The 6000-nt window shown below is 67.3% G+C and carries 4 protein-coding genes; 2 read left to right on the forward strand and 2 right to left on the reverse strand.

Annotated elements, in window-relative coordinates; genetic code table 11:
• Positions 1-616 precede the first annotated feature (616 nt).
• Positions 617-1474: a hypothetical protein gene (locus ABZ656_RS12065; RefSeq protein ID WP_360267084.1), complete on the reverse strand. Its 858-nt coding sequence runs from the start codon at positions 1472-1474 to the stop codon at positions 617-619.
• A gap of 519 nt (positions 1475-1993) precedes the next feature.
• On the opposite strand from ABZ656_RS12065, the gene ABZ656_RS12070 reads away from it, so the two are divergent.
• Together ABZ656_RS12070 and ABZ656_RS12075 are read left to right on the forward strand one after the other, a co-directional pair.
• Positions 1994-3232, forward strand: a complete 1239-nt coding sequence (locus ABZ656_RS12070; protein ID WP_360267087.1) for an IS256 family transposase — start codon at positions 1994-1996, stop codon at positions 3230-3232.
• A gap of 495 nt (positions 3233-3727) precedes the next feature.
• Entirely contained in the window at positions 3728-4753 is a 1026-nt protein-coding gene (locus tag ABZ656_RS12075; RefSeq protein WP_360267090.1) for an IS110 family transposase, read from the forward strand.
• Between the two features lie 520 nt (positions 4754-5273).
• Here the strand turns inward: ABZ656_RS12075 and ABZ656_RS12080 are convergent.
• Positions 5274-6000: transposase (locus ABZ656_RS12080; RefSeq protein ID WP_360267093.1), on the reverse strand; the 727-nt coding region annotated here is incomplete at its 5' end.

The following is a 6000-nucleotide window of genomic DNA, read 5'->3' on the forward strand; positions in this document are numbered from 1 at the left end:
TCTCATCGGCCCGGGCCCGATCCGGTCTCGGCGGCCGACGGGCGGAGACTCCTGGCTTCAGCGCCGGATCCTTCGGGGCCGGTCGGGCTGTCCCGGTCCGGCGGTGCGGCGTCCACTCGGACCCGACACCGCCCGGTTGACGAGCACGTACAGCAAGGCGCTCGTCGAAAGTCCCGTGACAGCTCCGAGCAGTGCCCCTGATATGCCCCCGGCGAGGGACCCCAGCCAGGCGTAGCCACTGGCGAGCAGCAGCGTGGTCAGGACGGACAAGGACCACGCCTCACTCAGACGCCGTCGTGCCGCTCGCACTCAGCGATGCCGTGGAGACCCCGGCGCGTGCCTCGGCCCGCGAGCGATCGAGACCTGGTGTTCGTGCCCTCGGCGTGCGTGTGGCCCGATGTCTATTTGAGATACACCCCGCACGGGATTGCTCTCTGTTGCCCGGCCCGGGGCGGATGGTGGCGAGCACGGGTGAGCCGACGGCTGGAAAGAATGTCACAACCGCGATCCGAAATAGGCTGATTGTCCAGGTGTGGCAGGATGGTGACGGCACCAGGGTCGCGATCCGTTGCCACAGGGGGTCACCGATTTGGCCCAGGTGTGGGACGGACAGAGTTCAGCATGGCGTTGTCGGGCTTCGCGTGATGCGGATCGAGGTCCAGTCCGGGGTGCCGCCGTTGGCCGTGGTGTCGGCGACCTGGGAGGTGCCGCCCAGGAGCTCGATGCACAAGGTGCCGCTGGCATCGACGGAGCCGTCCGATCGCAACAGGGTGACGACGATGCCGAGTTGCACGGGGACGGCGGTGTCCGGCGAGTGCGATGCGACGGTGCCGGCGATGTAGATGCCGGGGGTGTCGATGGACGGGTCGGTAGGGTCGGCGTTGGTGAGGTGCGCGGTGTAGTCGCCGACGGTGTAGGTACGGGCGAGGGCCTGGCGCTGGATCGAGGCGAGGGCTGCACTGGCGGAGACTTGTGCGGAGGCCGACGCGGACGCAGCGGATGCCGAAGCTTCGGCGGCGGTGTCCTCCGGGGTCGGCGTGCGGCTGGCATGTTGTTGCGTAGGGGCTGTGGTGGCGTGCTTGCCCGGGCCGAGGGTCTGGTCAATGATCTTGTCAGAGCCGAAGCAGCCGATGGACAGCTGCGACGGGTCGTCGGTCGTGATGATCCAGCCGTCGGCGTCGGTGTGGCTGACGCCGACGTAGAACGTACTGGTGTCCCCGGGCAGGACGCGGTGAAGATACGGGATGGCGACGATCGTCTCCCCGTTCCGCGCGCGGCCGGTGGAGTAGGCGGCGGGTACGTCGAGCGTGATTGTCATCCCGCAGCGGTTCAGGCGGCTTTTGACCGCGTCGACGATTTCGTTCTGCGTGTTCCACGCGACGAGGCGGGGTATCGCGATCACGAGCACGAGCAGGGCCACTGCAGCACCAGCTACGATCTTCGGCCTACGGCGTGCCAGTCCGAGCAGTTCCACGACCTGCGCCCCTCCTCGATGGTTCCCCCGGGGCTGCGACCGTCATAGCGCTGCCCACGGGCCCGCGGGATTCCCCCGGGCAGTGAACAGCCCATCCCGCGCTCCGGCTTATCGCCTGCCGCAGTACCCGCATCCGGCAGCACAGTCTCTGCCTCGGCGCGTCAGGTCGGAGCGACACTAACGCCGGGTCGACACGGAATGATCACAGCTGTCTCGCTGAAGGATCACATCCTTCATGCTGTTCCAGCGGCGCCGTGTGAGTTGCTGTACAGAGGAGCCGCACAACGGCTGCTCGCAAGACTGAACAGGAACATGAACCGACGTACGTCGAAAAACCGGACCGGCTCACATTCAGCATTGTCCACCGTCCGGTAAGGCGGACAGGGGGTTGCGTCCAGGGAAGTGGTGTACGGGTTCGACCTGATCCGGGGGTTTGCTCCGGCGTTGGGGTGAGGACCGCATAGACGAACGGCCACCGGCTGATCTTCGAGGTGTCGAAGCCCGAAGGAGATCAGCACGATGACCGCACCCGACAGTCTGCCCCTGCACGCCCTCGCCGAGGACAACCTCGCCGCGGCGAGTCCCGATCTACTGCGCGCGATGGTCAAGACGTTCGCCGACGCGCTCATGTCCGCAGAGGCCGACGCCCTCTGCAACGCCGAATACGGCCAGGTCAGCGACGAACGCGTCAACCATCGCAACGGATATCGCCCGCGCGAGTGGGACACGAGGGCGGGCACCGTCGAACTCGCCATCCCCAAGCTCAGGTCCGGGAGTTACTTCCCACACTGGCTGCTGGAACGCCGCCGGCGGGCCGAACAGGCCCTCATCTCGGTGGTCGCCACCGCCTACCTCCTGGGCGTGAGCACACGCAGGGTCGAGAAGCTCGCCGAGTCCCTTGGCGTCACCCAGCTGTCGAAATCCCAGGTCAGCGCGATGGCCAAACACCTGGACGACCAGGTCGCCGCGTTCCGCAACCGCCCCCTGGACGCCGGCCCCTACGCCTTCGTCTGGGTCGACGCGCTCACACAGAAGGTCCGCGAGGGCGGCCGCATCATCAACGTCCACGCCCTGATCGCGGTCGGCGTCAACGCCGACGGACACCGCGAGATCCTCGGCATCGATGTCGCCACCGCCGAGGACGGCGCCGGATGGCTCGCCTTCCTGCGCTCCCTGATCGCCCGCGGCCTGTCCGGTGTCCAACTGGTCATCTCCGACGCGCACATGGGCCTGGTCAACGCGATCGGCGCCACCCTGCCCGGCGCGAGCTGGCAGCGATGCCGTACTCACTACGCCCGCGCGCTGCTGAGCCAGGTGCCCAAGTCGGCCCAGCCATGGGTGGCCACCTTGTTGCGGACCGTCTTCGAACAGCCCGACACCGACGCCGTCCAGGCCCAGATGCGACACGTCCTCGATGCCCTGGAGGCCAAGTTCCCCAAAGCAGCAGCCCACTTGGACGCCGCCCAGGGCGACGTGCTGGCCTTCACGGCCTTCCCGCGTGAGATCTGGCGGCAGATCTGGTCGAACAACCCGCAGGAACGGCTCAACAAAGAGATCCGCCGCCGCACCGACGTGGTCGGCATCTTTCCCGACCGCACCGCCCTGATCCGCCTGGTCGGCGCGGTGCTGGCCGAGCAGAACGGCGAGTGGACCGAAGCCCGCCGATACATGGGACTCGACCTGCTAACCAAGGCCCGCCTCCACCCGATCGAGTCAGAAACCGACGAGACCGTCCTCCCGACCGAACTCACCGCATAGCCTCAAAACGAGATCACCGAGTGGCCGTCGATACACCACTCCAGCGGACGCGACCCCACAGGGCTGCCCGTCATTGCCGGTCCCGAGTGGACGAAGAGTTAACTCATTGTCAGCCTGTCCAGGCCAGGTTGAGCGCCGGTTCATTCGAAACTATGCGGCTGCGGTCGGCTCAGGCCGGTGTGCCGGGGGCAATGGGACGATTGCGTAGTGCTGTCCCGGACGGGGGTCTGACTCATGACATGTATGACCGAAGTGTCCAGTCACAGACGTGTCGACTGTCGTTGCGGGGTGGTGCCTGCTGTCACCGAGCCACAGGGCGTGTCCCAATAGGGGTCTTGCCGAGGATCAGGCGCCATCACGGTTCAGACCGCCCGGGCAGGCCGGTGCCATCCACCCAGCACGTCACGACGCGGGAGGCGAACCACCATGACGACGTGACAGCGCAGCACCTCCTCCAGCACGGATCCTCCCGTTCGGGGCGAGGTCGTCCTGGGTGTGGACACGCACGGCGAGGTTCATGTTGCCGCCGTGGTCTCCCCGCTGGGGAAGGTTCTGGGTACCGAGTCCTTTCCGGCCACGGCGGCCGGCTACCGGCGGCTGCTCGTCTGGGCCCGCAAGCGGGGGACGGTGCGCCGGGCGGGTGTGGAGGGCACCGGCACCTTCGGAGCGGGCCTGTCCCGCTACCTGCTGGCGCAGCACGTCCAGGTGTACGAAGTGAACCGGCCCGACCGCACAGCCCGCCGTCTGCTCGGGAAGTCGGACCCACTCGATGCGCAGGCTGCTGCGCGGGCCGTGCGCAGCGGTCGCGCCAAGGCCCGGGCCAAAACCGGCGACGGTCCGGTGCACAGCGCCCGGATGTACAAACTCGCCAAGGACTCGGCGGTCAAGGCTCGCACCCAGGCGATCAACCAGCTCAAGGCCGTCCTGGTCATCGCCGACCCGAACCTGCGGGAACGACTGTCCAGTCTGGGCAACCGCGAGCTGTTCCGCACCTGCGCACGCTTCAGCCTGCCCGACGGGGACGACGAGGACGCCGTGGCCCAGGCCACCCACATCACCCTGGGCCTGCTGGCCCAGCGCATCGAGCAGCTCACCGGACAGATCGATGAGCTGAACCGGCGCCTGACCGGGCTCGTCGAACGCCACGCCCCGCAACTGCTCATACCGGTGGGCATCGGCCCGGACAGCGCCGTCACTCTTCTGATCACCATGGGAGACAACCCCGAGCGGCTGAACACCGAGGCGTCCTTCGCCGCTTTGTGCGGAGTCAGTCCCATCGAGTACTCCTCGGGCCGTCGGACCTCGCGTCGGCTCAACCGTGGCGGCGACCGGCAGGCCAACGCCGCCCTGCACCGGATCGTGTTCTCCCGGCTACGCTGCGATCCGCGCACCCAGGCGTACTACGAACGCCGCACCCAGGAGGGCAAAACCCGTCGTGAGATCATCCGATGCCTCAAGCGATATGCCGCCCGCGAGGTCTTCAACCTGGTCAGGACGGTCTCTACCGACCCCCCGTTATAGGGGCGTCTGTGACACGTGATGGGTCACTGAGGCCCCCGCCGGGCAGGTGCTGGCAGGGGGCCTCAGCGTTCCTGAGCGGCGAGCGTCCGCTCCTCGATCCTGCTGCGGCGTCTGCGAACGCCTCGATTGCCCGCAGCGGGCGGCGCTGCCGCTGGGCCACCCACTCTGGATCGGCCCGAATGTCCGATCGTTGGTGCCCTGCCTCGTGGCCCACGCAGCCGTGGAGAAGCCGCACCGGTCGTGAAGCAACCTGAACGAAGATGTCGGCCTCTGCGCTGCGTAGCGATCGGCCGGAGTCATATCGAGGATGTCCCGAGAGCGGGAACTGAGCATGCTCAGTATTTCTGGGAGTTGACGCTGTGACGGGCGGGAGGATAGGTGGGTGCTGTCCTGGGTCTGGGGTCTGACTCATGATTTCTCTAACCGAAGTGTCCTGGTTTCACAGTGTCGGCTGTTGGCCGGGGATGGTGCGTTGTCGGTGCCGGGCTGGCGGGGTGTGTCCCGATAGCGCCTCTGTGTGTCAAGCTGCGGTTGTGAGATGGCTGCGACGGTCTTGTTTCATGATCCGGTAGACCACGTTGGATAGGCGTCGTTTCAGGGCCCGGCGGGCCTCTGCGGGCGTCTTGCCTTCCGCGATCTTGCGCAGGTAGTAGTCCTGGCCGCGACCGGGATTGCGGATCTGGCAGACGGCGATGATGTGCAGCGCGGAGTTCAGGGCACGGTTTCCGCCGGTGTTGAGCCGGTGCCGGATGTTCTTCCCGCTGGAGGCGTCCAGCGGTGCCGCGCCAACATAGCTGGCGAAATGGTGTTCAGTCGGGAAGCGATCGATGTCGCCGATGTGGCCGAGGATCCTCGCGGCGAGCACGGTGCCCAGGCCCGGCAGCGACGTCAGCGCGGTCTGTGACGCGGCCAGGGCGTCGTGTATCTGGGCTTCGTTCGCCTTGGCCTGCCGGTCCAGCCGACGCAGGTGGGCCAGCAGATCACGGGCTATGTCACGGCGGCAGTTGTCGGTGGCCGTGATCGGGCGGATGCCCTTCATTAGCGTGGCGGCTTTGTCCGCCGAGAGGCCGGTGGGGGCTCCGCCGGGCAGCAGGTCGCGCAGGACGGCGTGGAGGCGGTTGGTGGTGCGGGTCCGCTCGTTGACCAGGTCGCCATGACGCTCTGTGAGCAATCGGAGGATGGTGGACTGGTCCTCCGGAGTGACCTTGCGCAGGTCCTGGCGGAAGAGCGCGACCTGGGCGACGTGC

The organism is Streptomyces sp. NPDC007095 (assembly GCF_040634475.1).
In the GTDB taxonomy this organism is placed as follows: Bacteria; Actinomycetota; Actinomycetes; order Streptomycetales; family Streptomycetaceae; genus Streptomyces.